At 67.6% G+C, this 16,069-nt stretch carries 24 protein-coding genes; all 24 read right to left on the reverse strand.

Going from position 1 to position 16,069, the window contains the following annotated elements; translation table 11 throughout:
• Position 1 precedes the first annotated feature (1 nt).
• Positions 2-226: a hypothetical protein gene (locus ABL308_12680; GenBank protein XBQ15799.1), complete on the reverse strand. Its 225-nt coding sequence runs from the start codon at positions 224-226 to the stop codon at positions 2-4.
• Between the two features lie 11 nt (positions 227-237).
• Positions 238-585, reverse strand: a complete 348-nt coding sequence (locus ABL308_12685; protein XBQ15800.1) for a hypothetical protein — start codon at positions 583-585, stop codon at positions 238-240.
• A gap of 4 nt (positions 586-589) precedes the next feature.
• A complete protein-coding gene (locus ABL308_12690) occupies positions 590-997 on the reverse strand; it encodes a radical SAM protein (protein ID XBQ15801.1) in 408 nt (135 codons plus the stop codon).
• Between the two features lie 13 nt (positions 998-1,010).
• Positions 1,011-1,727 (reverse strand): hypothetical protein, encoded by a 717-nt coding sequence (locus ABL308_12695; protein ID XBQ15802.1) that lies wholly within the window; start codon positions 1,725-1,727, stop codon positions 1,011-1,013.
• A 5-nt stretch (positions 1,728-1,732) separates the two neighbouring features.
• Positions 1,733-2,143 carry a DUF3168 domain-containing protein gene (locus ABL308_12700; GenBank protein XBQ15803.1) on the reverse strand — a complete coding sequence of 137 codons (411 nt, stop codon included), beginning with the start codon at positions 2,141-2,143 and terminating at the stop codon, positions 1,733-1,735.
• Positions 2,144-2,152: 9 nt separating this feature from the next.
• Positions 2,153-2,596, reverse strand: coding sequence for a hypothetical protein (locus ABL308_12705; protein XBQ15804.1), 444 nt, complete (start codon positions 2,594-2,596; stop codon positions 2,153-2,155).
• On the reverse strand, positions 2,593-2,928 hold the full coding sequence (locus ABL308_12710; GenBank protein ID XBQ15805.1) for a head-tail adaptor protein: 336 nt from the start codon (positions 2,926-2,928) through the stop codon (positions 2,593-2,595). Before ABL308_12710 ends, ABL308_12705 begins: the two co-directional genes overlap by 4 nt.
• The gene (locus ABL308_12715) at positions 2,909-3,508 is read right to left on the reverse strand and encodes a hypothetical protein (protein XBQ15806.1); all 600 of its coding nucleotides are present in this window, start codon (positions 3,506-3,508) and stop codon (positions 2,909-2,911) included. The genes ABL308_12710 and ABL308_12715 overlap by 20 nt, the downstream gene beginning before the upstream one ends.
• Positions 3,509-3,536: 28 nt before the next feature.
• Positions 3,537-3,989: a hypothetical protein gene (locus ABL308_12720; protein XBQ15807.1), complete on the reverse strand. Its 453-nt coding sequence runs from the start codon at positions 3,987-3,989 to the stop codon at positions 3,537-3,539.
• A gap of 117 nt (positions 3,990-4,106) precedes the next feature.
• The gene (locus tag ABL308_12725; protein ID XBQ15808.1) at positions 4,107-5,486 is read right to left on the reverse strand and encodes a phage major capsid protein; all 1,380 of its coding nucleotides are present in this window, start codon (positions 5,484-5,486) and stop codon (positions 4,107-4,109) included.
• Between the two features lie 111 nt (positions 5,487-5,597).
• Positions 5,598-6,491, reverse strand: a complete 894-nt coding sequence (locus ABL308_12730) for a S49 family peptidase (GenBank protein XBQ15809.1) — start codon at positions 6,489-6,491, stop codon at positions 5,598-5,600.
• The gene (locus ABL308_12735) at positions 6,481-7,818 is read right to left on the reverse strand and encodes a phage portal protein (protein XBQ15810.1); all 1,338 of its coding nucleotides are present in this window, start codon (positions 7,816-7,818) and stop codon (positions 6,481-6,483) included. The genes ABL308_12730 and ABL308_12735 overlap by 11 nt, the downstream gene beginning before the upstream one ends.
• A 1-nt stretch (position 7,819) precedes the next feature.
• Positions 7,820-9,514, reverse strand: a complete 1,695-nt coding sequence (locus ABL308_12740; GenBank protein XBQ15811.1) for a terminase TerL endonuclease subunit — start codon at positions 9,512-9,514, stop codon at positions 7,820-7,822.
• Positions 9,515-9,518: 4 nt separating this feature from the next.
• Complete coding sequence (locus ABL308_12745; GenBank protein ID XBQ15812.1) at positions 9,519-9,998, reverse strand: phage terminase small subunit P27 family; 480 nt, start codon at positions 9,996-9,998, stop codon at positions 9,519-9,521.
• A 156-nt stretch (positions 9,999-10,154) separates the two neighbouring features.
• Positions 10,155-10,505, reverse strand: coding sequence for an HNH endonuclease signature motif containing protein (locus tag ABL308_12750; protein XBQ15813.1), 351 nt, complete (start codon positions 10,503-10,505; stop codon positions 10,155-10,157).
• Positions 10,506-10,718: 213 nt separating this feature from the next.
• Positions 10,719-11,576, reverse strand: a complete 858-nt coding sequence (locus ABL308_12755) for a hypothetical protein (protein ID XBQ15814.1) — start codon at positions 11,574-11,576, stop codon at positions 10,719-10,721.
• Complete coding sequence (locus ABL308_12760; protein XBQ15815.1) at positions 11,573-12,475, reverse strand: hypothetical protein; 903 nt, start codon at positions 12,473-12,475, stop codon at positions 11,573-11,575. Before ABL308_12760 ends, ABL308_12755 begins: the two co-directional genes overlap by 4 nt.
• 97 nt (positions 12,476-12,572) lie before the next feature.
• Entirely contained in the window at positions 12,573-12,809 is a 237-nt protein-coding gene (locus tag ABL308_12765; protein ID XBQ15816.1) for a hypothetical protein, read from the reverse strand.
• The gene (locus ABL308_12770) at positions 12,806-13,111 is read right to left on the reverse strand and encodes a hypothetical protein (GenBank protein XBQ15817.1); all 306 of its coding nucleotides are present in this window, start codon (positions 13,109-13,111) and stop codon (positions 12,806-12,808) included. The genes ABL308_12765 and ABL308_12770 overlap by 4 nt, the downstream gene beginning before the upstream one ends.
• On the reverse strand, positions 13,108-13,509 hold the full coding sequence (locus ABL308_12775) for a hypothetical protein (GenBank protein ID XBQ15818.1): 402 nt from the start codon (positions 13,507-13,509) through the stop codon (positions 13,108-13,110). Before ABL308_12775 ends, ABL308_12770 begins: the two co-directional genes overlap by 4 nt.
• Before the next feature lie 129 nt (positions 13,510-13,638).
• Complete coding sequence (locus tag ABL308_12780) at positions 13,639-14,319, reverse strand: hypothetical protein (GenBank protein XBQ15819.1); 681 nt, start codon at positions 14,317-14,319, stop codon at positions 13,639-13,641.
• 3 nt (positions 14,320-14,322) lie between these two features.
• The gene (locus ABL308_12785) at positions 14,323-14,499 is read right to left on the reverse strand and encodes a hypothetical protein (GenBank protein XBQ15820.1); all 177 of its coding nucleotides are present in this window, start codon (positions 14,497-14,499) and stop codon (positions 14,323-14,325) included.
• A gap of 155 nt (positions 14,500-14,654) precedes the next feature.
• The gene (locus ABL308_12790; protein ID XBQ15821.1) at positions 14,655-15,533 is read right to left on the reverse strand and encodes a DUF2303 family protein; all 879 of its coding nucleotides are present in this window, start codon (positions 15,531-15,533) and stop codon (positions 14,655-14,657) included.
• Between the two features lie 63 nt (positions 15,534-15,596).
• Positions 15,597-16,034 carry a hypothetical protein gene (locus ABL308_12795; GenBank protein XBQ15822.1) on the reverse strand — a complete coding sequence of 146 codons (438 nt, stop codon included), beginning with the start codon at positions 16,032-16,034 and terminating at the stop codon, positions 15,597-15,599.
• Between the last annotated feature and the right edge of the window lie 35 nt (positions 16,035-16,069).

The following is a 16,069-nucleotide window of genomic DNA, read 5'->3' on the forward strand; positions in this document are numbered from 1 at the left end:
ATCACCCCTTCCCCTGACCGGATCGCTTGCCGCGCCCGGCCGATTTCATGAGGTCTATCGCGCGGCCGTCCCGCGCCCTGGTTTCAAGCGCGGCCAGCTCCGCCTCGCGCTCCCGCGCTTCGAGGGTGTAAAGCGCCCGCCAGTGCGCGATCTCGCGCGCGCCAAGGCGCGAGACCTCGGCGGCGCTCTTGCCGAGGTCCCGCGCCAGCACGAACAGGAACCGCACGGACGGGCGGTCTAGTTTCCCGACGCCTCTTTCGCGCCGTCTTCACCGGCCAGATTGAGCGCCCTGATCTTCGCCATGAGCCGTATCAGGACTTTCCCGTTCTTTTTCGCCAGCGCCTCGACGTCATCGGCCGTGAACAGGCGGCTCCCGGCCTCGTCGATCGCCGACATGGAGATGGCGACCGCGAGCGCTCTGGACCCGTCCGCCTGTTCCGCCTCGGTCTCGTAAGCGAGCATGTCCACGCCCGACCACTCGCGAAGCCGGATCGCCCCGCCCCATTCGGGGACATCGACGTCCTCGGTTTTCAGATCCTCTGCGGCGAGTATCTCCGCAGCGCTGAGCAAAGCCTTTTTCGCCATCGGACTAGCTCGTCAGACGGCTGAGAACGCCGTCGCCGGGAAGCTCGACGCTGGTTTCCGCGAGATCGCCGACCGAGCCTTCAAGCGGACTGTATTGCCGGACCAGCACGTTTCCCGAATAGCGCGGGTTCGTCGCCGAAACCGAGCCCGATTTGGGCGTCATCGTCAGCGCGACGACCGAGCCCACGGCGGAGAACAGGGTCGCGTCGACCGAGCCGGCGTCGAAATCCTGATTGAAGTTCAGCGTCGCGGTGAAATCCTTCAGCCCGCCGATACGCCGGCGCGCGCCGTCGCCCATAGCGGTCCGGTCCTGTTCCTCGGCGGAATAGGTCAGGGACACCGATTTGACGTGATCGGTCAGATCGACCGAGTTCAGAACGACTTGCACGTCGTCGAGTATCAGTTCGGCCATGTCGGAATGCTCCTTATTGCACGGCGAGGATCAACGCGACCGAGGCGCTCGCCTCGTCGCCGGTCAGGGTGAAAGACGGGCGGAACCAGGTGTGAGACGTCTCGCCCGAAAAGACGCCCCAGAAGCCGCCGACCGCGTCGATCGTCGGAAAGGTGATCCGCGTGGCAGGCGCGCTGAACGCGTCGCTGGCCGCAGACCGGACCAGCACGTCGAGCGACGCGCCGGCGGAAAGCGCGGTGACGAAAAGCGCGGCGTAAAGCTTGCGGCCCGCCTGGACGCTGGGAAGCTCCGACCCCGCTCCGACACCGGTCGCGGTGACCTCGCGAAGCGCGTTCAGCTTGCCGCGAATGATCGGGCCGTCGCTCATCGCGGCGAGATTGAATTCGGCGAGATCGCCGACCTCCCCGCCGAGCGGCGCATATTCGCCGACATGGACTTGCGCGGCGAAGGCCGTCGCGCCTTCCGCGGCGTCCGGCGCGGTCACGCCGACGACCTGCCCGGCGAGCCCGACCGCGCCGAACAACGCCGCATCGGTCGCCGACGCGTCGAAAAACCCCGTCGCCCCGATCCGGCCGTCTTCGAGGCCACCGCGGCGGCGGCGCGCGGTGTCGGCGAGCGACGTGCGGTCCAGCTCGGCGACCTCGCGCGCCAGGGCGACCGAATTCGATTGAGAGGACAGGTTCGACCCGCCCAGAAAGAGGCGCTGATCGCGCAGCACAGTTTCGGTCATCGGCCCTAGCTCCGGTAGGTGATCAGAAAATCGAGATTGCGGCGATAGCTGCCCGCGCCTCCGGCCGCAGGCGAACGGCGTTCGTCGAACCCGTCGAACGCGGTCTCGAACGCGCACCCCATGACGACCGGGTTCGAGGCGGGATCGCGCCAGTCCTTCAGCGCAGCCTTTACCGCGTTCGCCAGCGCCGCGACGCCGTCGAACCCGGCGGCCTTGGCCGTGATCTGCACGCGGCGCGGCGTGACGCCGGTGTCGGTCGTCATCGCCCGGACGCGGCCGTCGCTGACCAGCCGGTAAACCAGGTGCGGAAGCGCCGCGCCTTCGGGCGCCTCGACCGGGTAGACCCGCGTTCCGACGATCGCAGCGATCGCAGCGTCGCCGGTCAGCCTGGAAAACAGCACCGCCTCTTCGCTCATCGCCCGCCCCTAGCGCCGCCGGCCCCGGCGTGCGCCGAGGCCCGATTTCGAATAGTTCCCGGCGACCTTTTTCGCCGCGCGTTCGAGCCGGTCGCCGAGCGCCTTGCCGATCGCGTCGAGCACCCGCATTTTCTCCGCCTCCCAGACCGGCCGCGCGAAGGGCGCGCGCTCTTCCTCGAAGACGGCGAAGAAGCCGCGCCGGAACCAGCCGACCAGCACTTGCGCGGAGAACTGCGTCTTGCGCACCCGGACCCGGCTGACATTGCGTTCGAGCACACCGCTGACCTGATCGCGCGGCCGGCTCGCCGCCGCGTCGCGCAGCGCTTTCCTCAGCCCGTTCGATCCGGTCATGATCGCGCCTTCGAGTTCGGTCTTGCGCATGAAGGCGGGAAGGCGTCTCAGCGTGCGGTCCAGCTCCCGCGCGCCTTCGATCCGGGTTCTGATCTCGGTCATGACGCGACCTCGGCGCGCGCGGTGATCAGAAGGCCCTCGCGCCGCCCGATTTCCTCGATCCCGGTGATCGCGTAGAGCGTCCCGGCCTCGCCGGCCGGATAGCGAACGCGGTGATCGGTCTTCACGTCGGTCCGGAAATACACCCGGAAGGTCGAGACGCGGCTTGCGACCGCCTGGTCGTCTTCGCGTCCCTGGTCGTTCGACCGGTCGCGCTTTTCCGCCCAGACCTCGGACGCGTAGACAGACCAGTCCGAAGAGGCCGCGCCGGTCGCGCTTTGCGACGACCCGCGCGACAGCAGGTCGATCTGCCGATCAAGCGAACCGGATCGCATGGGGGTTGTACACCAGATAGGAGCGAAGCACGCGGTCGACGGTCGCGTTCGGTTTCAGGTCGACGCCCATCGTCTGCGCTTCGCGATGTTGAAAGAGATCGGCCGCGATCAGCTTGATCGCGGACTTGATCGGTTCGGGCACAGAGGCCGCGCCGCCATAGCCGGCGGTGAACTCGATCGTCACCGCGTCGAGCGCGTCGGCGAGATCGGACGGCCAGGACTGGCCGGGATTGAGGGTGATCGCGCCCGGTTCGCTGTCGGCGTCCACGTCGTACACCGCCGGGTCGACGGTCGCCGTCGCGCCCAGGGCGGTTTTATAGGTGATCGCGTCCACGCTTTGCAGCGGCGCAAACGGAAGCCCCAGAGACCCGCGCCAGAAGCGCGGGAGCTTGAGCTCCCAGGTCTGGGTCAGAAAGGCGCGGTTCAAACGCCCCCGGCGGCCTTCGAGCGAAGCTTCGGCCGAAACGATCGCCGCTTCGATCAACACATCTTCGCTGTCGGTCTGCCAGCGAAGATGCGCCTTCATGTCGGCGAGCGACACAGCCGTTCCGTCCGGCGCCGCAGTAAGGGACAGTCGCATGAACCGCGCCTTTCCAGTTCAGCCCGGCCTAGCCGACGATCTCGGCGACGCTGGCCGCGTCGAAACCCGAGGCGGGCGCGTAGCGCGGTTCGAGACCGAGCACGATCCCGGCCGCGCCGGAGTTCGCGACAGCCGGCGTCACCGTCAGCCGGAAGTGACCGAAGCCGTTCGCGACGTCGAGTTCGTCGGGCGACAGCTCGATCAGCGCCTGCTTGTTGCTGTCGTCGGTCCCGGCCTGGGTGAGCTGGGTGATCGACTTTCCGGTCACGTCTTTCGCGCCGGTACCGGTATTGTCGGTCGCCTGTTCGAGCTTGGCGTCGAACGTGGCGTCGGACCCGAGCGCGCCGGCGAGGACGACCGCGACGAACTGATAGAAGTTCTTCGCTTCGATCCAGCCGGTCGAGATTGCGGACGTGCCGACCGCCGGCGACGCCGCGCCGACGACCGCCACCTTGTCGGAGGGAGGAAGGTTCGAGTTCATGGTGTGCGCGCCTCCTAGCGCGAGCCTTGAAGGGATCTGAAACGAAACGGGGCGGCCCGGTCAGGACCGCCCCGTTTCGAGGGTCTTCAGGTTGACGGAACCGTCAGACGCCGGCGCTTAGGCGCGCGCGGCGATCTGGACGAAGTGCGACATGGACGGCTTGCCCTTGTCCGACGAGATCGGCGCGGACAGGTGCGGCTGACCGCCGAGACGGAAGGTCCAGCGGAACGCCGCCGCGTCGCGATCGAAATACAGATGGATCGACGACGCGAACTTGATCTGTTCGCGCTTGGAGTACGACGCATAGCCCGCCGGGTTGATCAGCGTGAAGTCGCCCGCGTCGCCCAGCTTTTCGGCGTGCTGGGAATACACCAGCGGGATACCGTTGATGAACCCGCCGACCCCGCGCGCGAAGTTGTCGGGGCTCGGCGGCGTATACACGATATTGTCGCCGATCGTCATCACGCCGAGCTGAGGGAGCGCGTCCTGCCCGCACATGAAGAACGAACGCGGGCCGAGGAAACACCGGCTCATAAGGCCGAAGATGTTTTCCGCGACGATCGTGTCGGCGGCCTGGCCCGCCTTCTTCGTGACGTTGATCACCGCCTGCGACTGGCGGAAGCCGAGCGGCCGGTCCTTGCCGTTGCCGTTGATGAAGCTTTCGACTGCGGCATACCGGATCGCCTCGCCGGCCTTGCGGGTCAGACGGTTTTCAAGAAGCGGCGCGTCGCTAAGCAGCTCGTCGGACGCGGTGACGAGCGCGTAAAGCTTGTGCAGCTTCACCGCGCGCCCCTCCGTGCTGAGCTTCGACTTGGCCATCTCGCTCAGCTCGCCGGCCCAGCCGGCCTGAACGCCCGCCGCGCCCCAGGGCGTCGTTTCATCCGCGCCGCCCTCGACCGTGTTCGACGCGGTCGGTTCGGGATCGAAGCGATTGAGAAGCCCGTCGTCAGCGAAGACGACTTCCCAGATCGTTTCGCGGATTGCGGGCGGGACCATATAGCCCTCGCCGTTCGGACCGCCGGTCGTGTGCGTGTTGTCGCCCGTGACGCTCGCGGTCAGGCGTTCGTCGACCGAGCCGCCCACGATCGCCGCCCGGACGCTCGACGCAAATTCGGCCGCCGAATGAAACCCGCCCATAAGCACCGGGTCAGGATCATGCGCCCGCGCCGCGCCGAGCGCGGACGGACGCAGACGCTGGCCGGCCTCGTAGGGCCGCACGACTTCGATCGCCTGACCGGCGTCGACCGCGCCCGGATCGCTCGCGCCGCCGGCGAACAGCCGGTCGCGGTCGAGCCTGGCTTCGGCCGCCGCGATCTCGGTCTCGCACGCCTCGATATCGGCGGTGAGCTGTTCGATCGCCGCGCTGAGCGCGGCCATTTCGGCGGTCTCGGCGTCGGTCCGGTCGGTTTTGGCGTCGAGCGCGTCGAACGCCTTAGCCTTGGTGCGGCCGTCTTTTTTCAGCGCTGCCAGCCGCTCGCGCAATTCCTTCAGCTTCATTGAAGGGTTCCTTTTTGCTCTTGCCGGGCGTTAAACATTTCCAGCCTGTCCACCGCCCGGCGTAAGGCGACGGCTGGAACTTGTCGGACCTGTTCGGCGACAGGTCTGAGATCAGAGATCGAAGGCCATGCGCGCGGCGCGGCCGACCCGCGGCGCGCCAGCCCGGCGCGCGGGCCGTGCCAGCCCGGCGACGACGGCGTCGAGCGTGGCGATCCGGTCGATCATGCCGGCCGCCTTCGCGGCCCGACCCTTCATGATCCGCCCCCGGCCGTACTGGTCGAGCACGTCGCCGGGCTTGATACCCCGCCCCTTCGCGACCGCTGCGACGAAGAGCTTCAGCTCGGCGTCGACCAGGCCCTGAAGATGCGCCCGCGCCTCATCGCTGAGATCGTTTTCGGGATAGGTTTCCACCTTTTCCAGGGTCGAGCTGACCAGCGTGACTTTCACGCCCTGCGCTTCGAGCGCGGCCTTGACGCTGGTGTGCGTGCCCACCACGCCGATCGACCCGACCACCGCGCTTTCAAGCGCGACGATCTCCGAACACGCGCTCGCCAGCCAATAGGCCGCCGAGGCGCACACCGTCTCGACCATTGCGATCACAGGCTTGGTCGACGCCGCCTTCCGAATTTCCTCGGCGGCCTCGGCGAGCCCGAAGGTCGCCCCGCCCGGACTGTCGAACCGCAGCACGATCGCGGCGACCGCATCGTCGGCGACCGCTTCGCGAAGACGCTCGGTCAGCCGGGTGAGCGACGCGCCGAAGGAAATCCCCAAAAGGCGCTCTACCGGCGAGGGATGCATCCGGATGAAGCCCGAAACAGGGAGGATCGCGACGCCGCCCTGCGTGGTCGCCTGGCCGACCGCCGCAGCGGACACGCGAACGCCGTTCGCGTTGATCGCCGCTTCAGCTTCGCGCGCCGCGGCGAGATACGGCGCGGCGAGGTCGATATCCACGGCGCAAAGCCCGCCGAGCGCGGCGAGCGCGGCTTTCAGTTCCTCAGTCAACATCGTCGACCCCCTGTTCGAGCTTGATCGATTTAAGCGCAGCGGCGAGCTGGTCCGGGTCGCACCCGTCCAGGGCGGAGACCAGGGCGCGCACGCCGGGGCTCGCGCCCTGTTCGCCCTGGCCGGCTTCGCCCATGTTCATGGGCGTGAGGTAGATATCGCCAGCCGGGCCGATCGGATTGAGGTTTTCGCGCCTGAGAATGTCGTTCACAGACAACCAGCCCCATTGACGGCCGATCGCATACGCCGCGTAGCGCGCGCCGAGATCGCCGCGGAGCAGCGCCGCGAGGACGTGCTCGGCGTAGAAGCGGCCCTTCGCGATGATCAGATCGCGGCGGACCGCCTGTTCCCAGGCTTCGAGATAGACCAGCAGCGTGTCCTGAACGAATTCGAGCGCCTGTTGCTCGATATTGGAGAAGGTCGCCTTTTCCAGATCGCCGACCTTGTGCGGCGGAATGTCGAAAAGCGCGATGATCTCGCGCGCGGTCGCCTGCCAGGTTTCGAGAAATTGCGCCTCATTGTTCTTGACCCCGCCCTTTGTGATCGTCGCGCCGAACGGAACGATCTTCGTTTCGTGCCGGCGGCGCGGCGAAGTCTTTTTTCTGATCCAATCTAGAAAGTTGTCGCGCTCTTCGTCGTTCGCGAACCAGCCGTCTTTCATTGAAATCCAGTCGCCGGCGCCGCCGTTGTTCTGAAAATAGCTGTTTGCATATTCCTGCAGCGCGAGGGCCTTTGAAAACGTCTCCCGCCCCAGCTCGAAAATCGGCTTCGGCGTGATCCCGTCTTCGCGATAGGGCGGAAGCTGGACGCGGAACACTTCAGAATGATGAAGCATCCGCCGGCCCATTCCGTCCCGGCCCGGGGCCTCAAACCAGAGTTCGCCGCGCACCCGGCGCGGCTTCACGTCGCCGGCGGGCAGGTGGCGCAGCTGGTCGACAGCCCCGCGATCGCCCGGAACGATTTCCGCATAGGCGCCGCGCCAGAACGCCAGATCCCAGGTCATCGCCGTGCGGAACTCGAGCGCGGTCTGTTCGGCGTTCGGCGCGTAGCGCAACAGATCGGACAGCGGGTGATCCGCCGCCTCGGCCTTGGTTCCGTCCGCGCGCCGCTCGTAGATTTTAAGCGGGAGCGAGCCGACCGACTTCGCGATCTTGTTCGCACAGGTGACGACGAGCGCCAGGCGCATGACCGTGCGCGCGGAGACCGGATAGCCCGCGGCGGTGACGATCGGATCGTCGACGTCGCCTGACCAGCCGAGATCGCCCTCGGCGGTGACCGCGCTCGCGCCGGAGAGGCCGAAGACCGCACGGATCGAAGAAACCAAGCCCATGTCAGGCCCTCTCGTAGAAGCCGGCGGAGATCGAGACCCGTTTGCTGTCCGGTTCCTTGCTCACGCCGGCGTGAATAAGTCCGACGCCCATGATCATCGTCATGACGCCGTCGACGCGGAGCTTCTGGGACGCCTTGAACGGCATGTAATTCTCTTTCCCGTCGACGCGGACCGAGACGTTTCCGAGCATCCAGTCGGTGATCGGGTTGCCGTCATGGCAGAACCGGCCGTCAGCGATCAGCGCCTCGAACTCTTTCGACGGGCCGGAAAAGCTCGGCATGCCCTGGCGATATTCGAAGACCTCGAACCCGTCCTTTTCGAGCTGGTTCGCGATCGCCTGGGCGTTCCACGGGTCGACGCCGATGACCTCGAACCCGTGTTCGTCGCGCAAGGCCCTGATCTCTTCGAGGACGCGGTCGTAATCGACCCGCGCGCCCGGCGTGGCGATAAGGTGACCGGCCTCCTTCCATTGCAGGTACGGAACGCCGTCGTTTTCGGACCGCGCGACGACGCCGACTTCCGGGCAGAAATAGCGCTGCAGGAAGCGCCAGGGCTCGCGGTCGTTTCCATCATCGCCCCAGGTCAGACACAGAGAGGTCAGGTCGGTCTTGCTCGACAGGTCGAGGGTGCAGACCGGCCGCCGGCCGGCGACGTCGGACAGGATGAAGGGCGCGCGGTTGCGGTCGAGCGCTTCGGTCTCGAACCAGCGGCTTTCGACTTCAAGCCACTGGTTACACCGCTTGCGGCGAAACTCGCTTTGCCGGGCGGGCTTGGCGAGCGCCTGGTCGCGCTGGCGCTTGAGAACGTCGAGCGTCACCGAGACGCCGAGATTGGGGTTCGCCTTGATCCAGACGCTTTCGTCTTTCCAGTCGTCGCCGTCGTCGAGCCCGGCGATATAGACGAAGGTCGTGTCGTCGTCGAAATTCCCTTTGACGACCTCTTCGCCGTAGGTCCGCTTTTCCCAACAGACCGCCGCCTTGTCCGAACTCGACCCTGCAGTCGTGATTATCAGGGTCAACGGCTGGTCGCGCGAGCCCTCGGCGCTTTCGATCACGTCGACCAGGTCGCGCGTCTTGTGCGCGTGAAGCTCGTCGATCACCGTGCAATGCGGGTTGAGCCCGTCCTGCGTCTGGGCGTCGCTCGACAGGGCGCGGAACTCGCCGTCGCTCGGCCGATGGAAAATCACGTTTTCCTTGATGTCGAACAGCTTGCGCAGGGCGGGAACCGAACGCGCGAGACGGCGCGCCTCGGAAAACACGATCTTCGCCTGGTCGCGCTTCGTCGCGGCGGAGTACACTTCCGGCGCGCCCTCCCCGTCCAGGCCGAGCATGTAAAGCGCGGCCCCGGCGAGCAGGGTCGATTTTCCGTTTTTGCGGGCGACCTCGATATAGGCCGAGGTGAACCGGCGAAAGCCGTTCGCCTTTTTCCAGCCGAACAGAGACCCGACGATGAAGCACTGCCAGGGTTCGAGCCTGAAGTGCCCGCCCGCCCCGCGCCCCTTGCCGAGCCTCAGCTGTCCGAAGAACCGGAAGGCCCGGTTCGCCGCCTCTTCGTCGAAGTGAAGGCCGCGCTCCGCGCCGGTTTGCAGATCCTTCAGGTGACGCTCGCACGCCAGCCGAACCAGCCGGCCGGCGAGTATGTCGCCCTCGACCACGGCCGTCGCGTAGGCCGTCGTCAGGTGCATCGGTGCGGTCACGGGTCTAACCGTTCGTTCCGTTGATCTTCTTGGCGAAGTCGAAAAGGTCGTCTTGTTCGCCGAGCGCGAGGCGCATGCGCGCGAGCGGCGACATGCCGAAGTCGGACGCGCAGGAGTGAATGATCTTGATCAGCTCGTTTCGCCGGCCGACCTCCGGGCGGTTCTTGCGCTGCGTACCGTTCCGGCCCTTCGAGGTGTAGGTGAACCCCTCCTGTTTGAGCTCGCGGGTCACCTGGTCGTATTCGCTGACGGCCTGGCAGTAGATCGCCAGCCGCATGACGTCCAGCTTGTCCAGGATGCCTTTTGCGCTGAGGAGCGGAACGATCCGGCGCCATTCCTCCATCGCGATCCGGTCGTCGAGCATGAACTCAGGCGGGTCGAGCCGCTCATCCTTCACGACGTCGCCGCGGGCGGCCTCGTGGGGAATGAACGCGTCCGCGCCGCCTTCGAGCGCGACAAGGTAAGGCTTTTTACCCTTGCTCATCGTTCGCCTTCGTTCGCCGTCGTCACGGGGCTTTCAGCTTTCATCGCCGTTCGCCCCCGTTCACCCTCAACCCCCAAGGGGCTTTTCATTTCAAAATCCCAGCCGCGAAAATTAAATTCCCCCGCCGGTCCACGCTCGGACCGGCCGGAGGGATTTTCACCCCCCTACCCCCTGCGCGTGCCAGGTCTCCCGCGCGGTCTTGCGGGAGTGACAGGGTTTGCAGAGCGACCGCAGGTTCTTAGGGTCCAGCCGCTTGCGGTGATCGATCCGGCCGTCCGCATCGCGGAAGCGTTCGACGTGGTCGACCTCGCGCGCAGGTTCGGTCCGGCCATCGGCGAGGCAATCCTCGCAGAGCGGATCGCGCTTGAGCTTGATCTCGCGGAGCTTGCGCCAGTCTCGATCATAGCCGCGCTTCGCAGCGCTTCCGCGGAAGCGGTCTTCGAGCTTCGCGCCTTTGCGCTTGGCCGGCGCGCCGAGCGGCCGGAAGAGCTTGGGAGCCGAAGGCATGACCGCCCCGCTGAAAACAGGCGCGGCCCGGCGATCAGAACCGCCGGGCCGCGCCAGTGAACCACGATCGGGAGAACAGACGGGCGCAAGAAGAGCCCGCCGCGCCCCCGCCCCTGGGCCACGAAAAAGCCCCGCGCGGCGCTGGCCGGCGGGGCTCTACCCGTTTCACAAGAGCGGGAACGTCGCATAAATGACCCGTTCTGCGTCCCCGCGTCAACCCCCCTGTTCTCTGCCGGTCCACTTTGCAAGCCGGGCATACTCGCGGAGACCGTCGCACAACAGGCCCATGCACGTTCCGTTGCGCTTGCCGACCGCCCCGTCCAGTTCGCGCGGCGTCCGCCCGTCCCGGATCACCGCGATCACCACCGCCAGCACCGCCCGGCCCGGAAGCCCGGCGCGGACATAGTCTTCGGCCATAAGCCGCCGCGTCCACGGGACATACCGGTCGAGATAGCCCTCGATCGCCATGAATTGGGGCGCGCCCCGCCGCCCGCTCGCCTTGACCCCGCCGGTCTGCAGCGTGTCCGGGTCGGACGCGGCGAACACCCCGGCCTCGACGGCGGTCAGAATGCGGTCGATATCGTGACCGGCCTGCACACAGATCACGGGCAGGCAGTCGCGCTCGACCAGCCACGAGAACCCGCCCGGCCTCGGCGTGACAGGCAGGCCGCCGCGCCGCGCTTCGGCCGCCCGCGCCGCCCGGCGCTGCGCCTTCAGCTCGGCCCGCCGCGCCGCCTTCGCCCGATCGGGATCGGAGCGCACCGAACTCACCCGCATCGCCTCGCGGCGCTTCGCCCGCGCCGCGTCGATCAGCGCGCCGGCGTCCAGGCTTTCAAGCGCGGCGTCGAACGCCGCCTCCCGGCGAGAGGCGGCGACGGCGTCCGCGCTCGCTTTGGACTTCCCGCCCCGCCGTCCGGCGATCTCCGCGCCGATCCTGCGCGCGCTGGCCGCCGCCCCGTCCGGGTCGGTCAGGGTGTGAAGACCGGGAAGCCGCTCCCAGTCGATCAGCGCGTCGAACCCGCCCGTCTCGGGGCGAACGGCGTTCGCCTCCCGTCTCGCTCCGCCGCTCATCGCGCCGCCCTCTTGCCGGTGTGAAGATTATCAAGCGCGATGCTTTCAGACCGGGGCGCGTCCAGTGCGATCACGCGCACCCCCAGCCCGCCGAGCAATCGGCTGTGACGATCCCTCGCCTCTGCAAACTTGAACCCGTTGGCGAACAGCAGGGTCGAGCCCTGCAGCCGCGCCCCCGAGATCAGGTTCAAGCCCGCCTCCCGGCCGAGCGCCGCCGTCAGACCCTCGCGCAGCCCGCGCCAGTCGACCGCGGACGCCTCCCGATCCGGAGGGGGGGGACTACAGGGGGGGGAGGGGTTAATAGGGTTGTGGCTCACCGTTGAGCCACTTTTCGCCGACAGTTGAGCCACTTTTCCGGGCTCGGCGGGGCGGTTTTCCCCGACCGGGTCGGAGTTTGAGCCACTATTGCAAATCGGCCCAATGTTTTCAGCGCCTTGCGAACCTTTATCGGCCGAGTTTGAGCCACTAACGCCCGCCGCGCCCTGGTCGCCCGCCTCCCCCGGAATGTCGTCGTCCAGATCGACCGGCGTGCCCGCCCCTTCGGGCTCGACGGCGAAGATTTCGGCCTCGCGGGCGCGGATGTTCGCACGCAAAAGGTCCACGTTGACGCGGTACAGGGCCACGCGCCCGCGTCCGCGCCGCGCATGACCGATCAGCGCAAGCCAGTTGTCTTCGACCAGTTGCGCCTTCGCCCGCTTCACCGTGGCGACCGACCGGCAGGCGATATCGGCGAGCCGGTCGTTCGACGTCTTGCCCGCGTATTGCGCCGGAATGACGCCCCCGTCCGTCGCCTCGTTACAGAAGGCGATCAGGATGAGCTTGCGCACCGCAGCGCCGTCGTCACGCCCCGGCCGCCTGAGATTGGCGTGCAGCGCCAGAGATCCCAGAATGAAGCTCATCGCCGCCCCCTGGACGCCTGCGCCCAGCCCGCGACCAGGCCGAACCACAGCCCCGCCCCGGCGCTCGGAAGCGCGATCAGAAGGAAATCGGGAAGGGTCATGACGCGTAGGCTCGCGCCTGTTTCCAGCAATCGCACGCCGCGCACATGCCCGCATTCGGATCATTGCAGATCACATGATCCTTGACCGGCTCGCGCAGGATCGCGGCGGCCCGGTCCAGCGCGCCGGCCGCAAGATCGTACTGACCGGCCTTCATCCAGCTGATCGCACTGTCCATCGCCCCCAGGGCGCGGTTTTTCCTTATCGCCGCGGTCTGCACGCGCTTGCGGGTCATGACGCCGCCCTTTCCTCGCCGCACGCGGCGACATTGCGGATGCGCGCCGCGATCGCTTCGGGATCGGCCGCAGGAACGCCCGTCGCGCCCGGCGCGCCGCCGCGCGGCGACCACAGCCGAACCCGCACCTCGATCTCGTTCGGCCCGGCCGCACCGGCCCCGGCGGTCACGCCGATCACGCCGCAGGCGCTGGCCTCGTCGATAAAGGCTTTCCACCGGGCCAGGCCGGGCTCGCGCTCGGCGATCTCGCCGAACATGGCGCTCAGCGCCGCGCGCAGCGCAGCTTGTGTGTCGCTCATCATGTCCGCGTCTCCATCATGGTGAGGGGATAGGCGCCGCCCGCGACCGCCGCTTCGGCCAGCACGTCGAGCACATGGCGCGGCTCGCGGCCCGGATCGGGCGGGGCGGGATCGCGCCGGTGGGGCGCGTCGTATGTGTTGTGACAGCGCTGACACCACGCCCTGAGATTGGACGGGTGCGAGTTGGCCGGATCGTGATCGAGATGGGCGATCGTCAGCACGACCTTCGATCCGGTGACAGGGTGCGGCGCACCGTTCACCGCCCGGCATTCGGGATAGGCGGGCGAACCTTCGCAGGCGTGACCGGCGCGGCCGAGGATCAGCGCCCTCAGCGCCCGCCATTCGGGCGAATTCAGCGAGCCGCCGGGATAGAGCGCCGCCTTGATCTTCGAGATCGGCATGTCAGCGCCTCCCCCGAACGATGAAGTCAGCCGGCGTCTCGCCGAGCACGGCGCACGCCTCGCCAATCCGCTCGGCCAGTGACGCGGCGAGCACAGCCTGCACAAGCCCGATATGAAAGCCGCACATGCTCAGCCCTCCCCCGCTTCTGGAACGAGCGCGAAGACGGGCTGCTCGATCAGCGCGAAGGTGATCGCGACCACCTCCGCGCCGTCATGGAAGCGGCGGCCCGGATTTCTGTGCAGCCGGTCCCACAGCGCGGCGAAGGCGCGGACCGGATCGCCCCGGCGCGCCTCGTGCGGCGCGTTCAGCGCGTCTTCGCGCGCGGGCCGGTAGAACGCCCCGTAGGGCGCGAAATAATCCTCGCGCACGCCGATTTTCCGGTTGATCTCCGAGAACGCGACGATCCCTTCGCGCCGCGCCGCCTCCCGATCGATGGCGCGCAGGGGCTCGACGCTGACCGCCGTCACCCGCCCGCAGGCCCGGTTCGCCCATTTCGGCATGTAGCGCGGCGTGGTCCGCTCGGCGCGCGGCGTCCAGTCTTCGGGCCGGCCGGTCATGTCCACGGGCGCGCCCGCGCCCGACCGGCTCAGCACCTTCTTCAGGTCGCGCCGCGCGGCGTACACCGCAGGCGGCGCGCCCGGATGCCAGTTGATCGCTTCCTTGAACCAGACGAGATCGCCCGGCTCGAGTTTGAGTAGCGGGTTCGCCCGCCCGCTTTCCGAGCGCACATGACGCCGCGTCTCGGTTTTCTCGCCGTCCAGGACCGCGGTCATGTTCTCCGGGCTCATTTCCAGGGGAAGGACTTTCATGGCCTAGCCCTCCCAGTCGTGCGCAACCGAAAGCGCGATCCCGACGACGCAACAGACCAGAACCATGCCGAGCGCGATCCAGCCGTCCGGCCAGCCCATGATTTTCGAGACCAGCCCGGCGAGCCCGCCGAGCATTGCGCCGACGATCAGGCCGAGCCCGCCGCCGATGATGAGTTTCACGCTTGTGGAACCCGTGTGAACCTGTCGCATGACGTTCGTCTCCCGTTTGCGGGGCGTGCGGCCCGGCCGCCGGCGCGCGATGGGCTGCGCGGCGGCCGGGCCTTCATGCGCGGCGGGAACACCCCGAAACCGCCGCGCACGCCTTCAGCCGGGGGTCAAAGCCGGCCGAAGAACACCGGAAGGCCGCAGCCCGCCGACACGCCTTCGGCGATATCGGCGAACGCGGCCCGCTTGATCCGCGCCACGCGGCGCATTTCCAGTTTCAGCAGCGCCCCGGCCCCGCCCGCGCGCCAGCGCAGCGCGCATTCCAGCTGCGCGGGGGGCTCGCCGTCATAGATCGGGATTTCGAGGAACACCTTGCGGGGGAGCTGGACCGGCTGAAGCTGGCGCGTCTCGGTCTCGAAGTTCAGCGTCACGTCGCCGCTGTCGAGATTGACCTTGCCCTTGAACTGGTGATCGGCGACCGTCTGAAGGTCTTTCACGATCTCAAGAAGGCTGGCCCCGTCCGGATCGGCGACGTCCGCCGCGTTCTCTTCCAGGAAATAGGCGAACTCCATCTGCTCGTGAAACTCGCCGCAGAAGTCCGACCAGGCGCGGAACTCTTCGGTCTCGCGCAGCTGCAGCACCGCGACATGCGCGTCATGCGCAGGCCCGCCCAGCTCGCGGCCCGGAATGATCTCGCCGGCCTCGGCGATCAGCGCGCCCGCGCCCGCCTCGCTCAGTTCGTGATAATCGATCCGCGCGATCACCTGACCGCGATCGATATCGGCGAACAGCACGCTCTGCGCGCCCTTGAAGCGCGTCGCGTAATCGATCAGCGAGCCGCGATCGTCGACCGTGACGCGCTGGCGCACGAAGCCGGGAAGCCGGTGCGGATCGGTGACGTCGCGCAGCTCGAACCCTTCGGGCACGACGACATGCTGACGGCCGTCCTCGCCGGCGACAAGATTGTAGGACGCCATCGCATAGGCGGCGACAAGGCCCGTATAAAGCGGGTTGTCCGGCGCGTCCTTGGTGTGGTTTTCGGTGTTCATACTCAGATTCCTTCCCTGATCTGTGCGCCGCCCGCCGGACCGTCCGCGCGGGCGCGCGCTGGCCTAGTCGGTGAACTCTTCGAGATCGGTCTGTCTGAGGTCGTTGCGCGCGATGCGCCCCTCGCCCTGGTGAAACAGCACGCCGATCCCGATCGGCTTTGCGGGACGCTTGCGCTCGACCTTCGGGCGAAGCTCGATCACCCCGCCGTTTCCGAGCGCGAAGTCGAGCTTCAGCGTCACCGAGCCCTTGCCGGCGTACTCGGCGACCTTTTCGACGACCTCGGCGATCGCCGCGTCGAGTTCGTCAAGAATGTCCCCGCGCCGGTGCGTCTCCAGAAGCTCGATCGCGCTCAGCGCCTTGGGCTTGCCGCCCGCCTTCGCCGCGCCCTCGCGCGCCGCCCGCTCGATCCCGCGAACGCCGTTCGCCGGTGCGCCCTGGGGAGGGTTCCGGCGCGGATCGGCCTGCGCGCTCAGCGGCCTTTTGTCCGGTTCGTCTGTCATCGTCATGGTCTCCGTTTCCTGCGGGCGGATCGAAC

This window comes from Oceanicaulis sp., from assembly GCA_040112665.1.
Taxonomy (GTDB): Bacteria; Pseudomonadota; Alphaproteobacteria; order Caulobacterales; family Maricaulaceae; genus Oceanicaulis.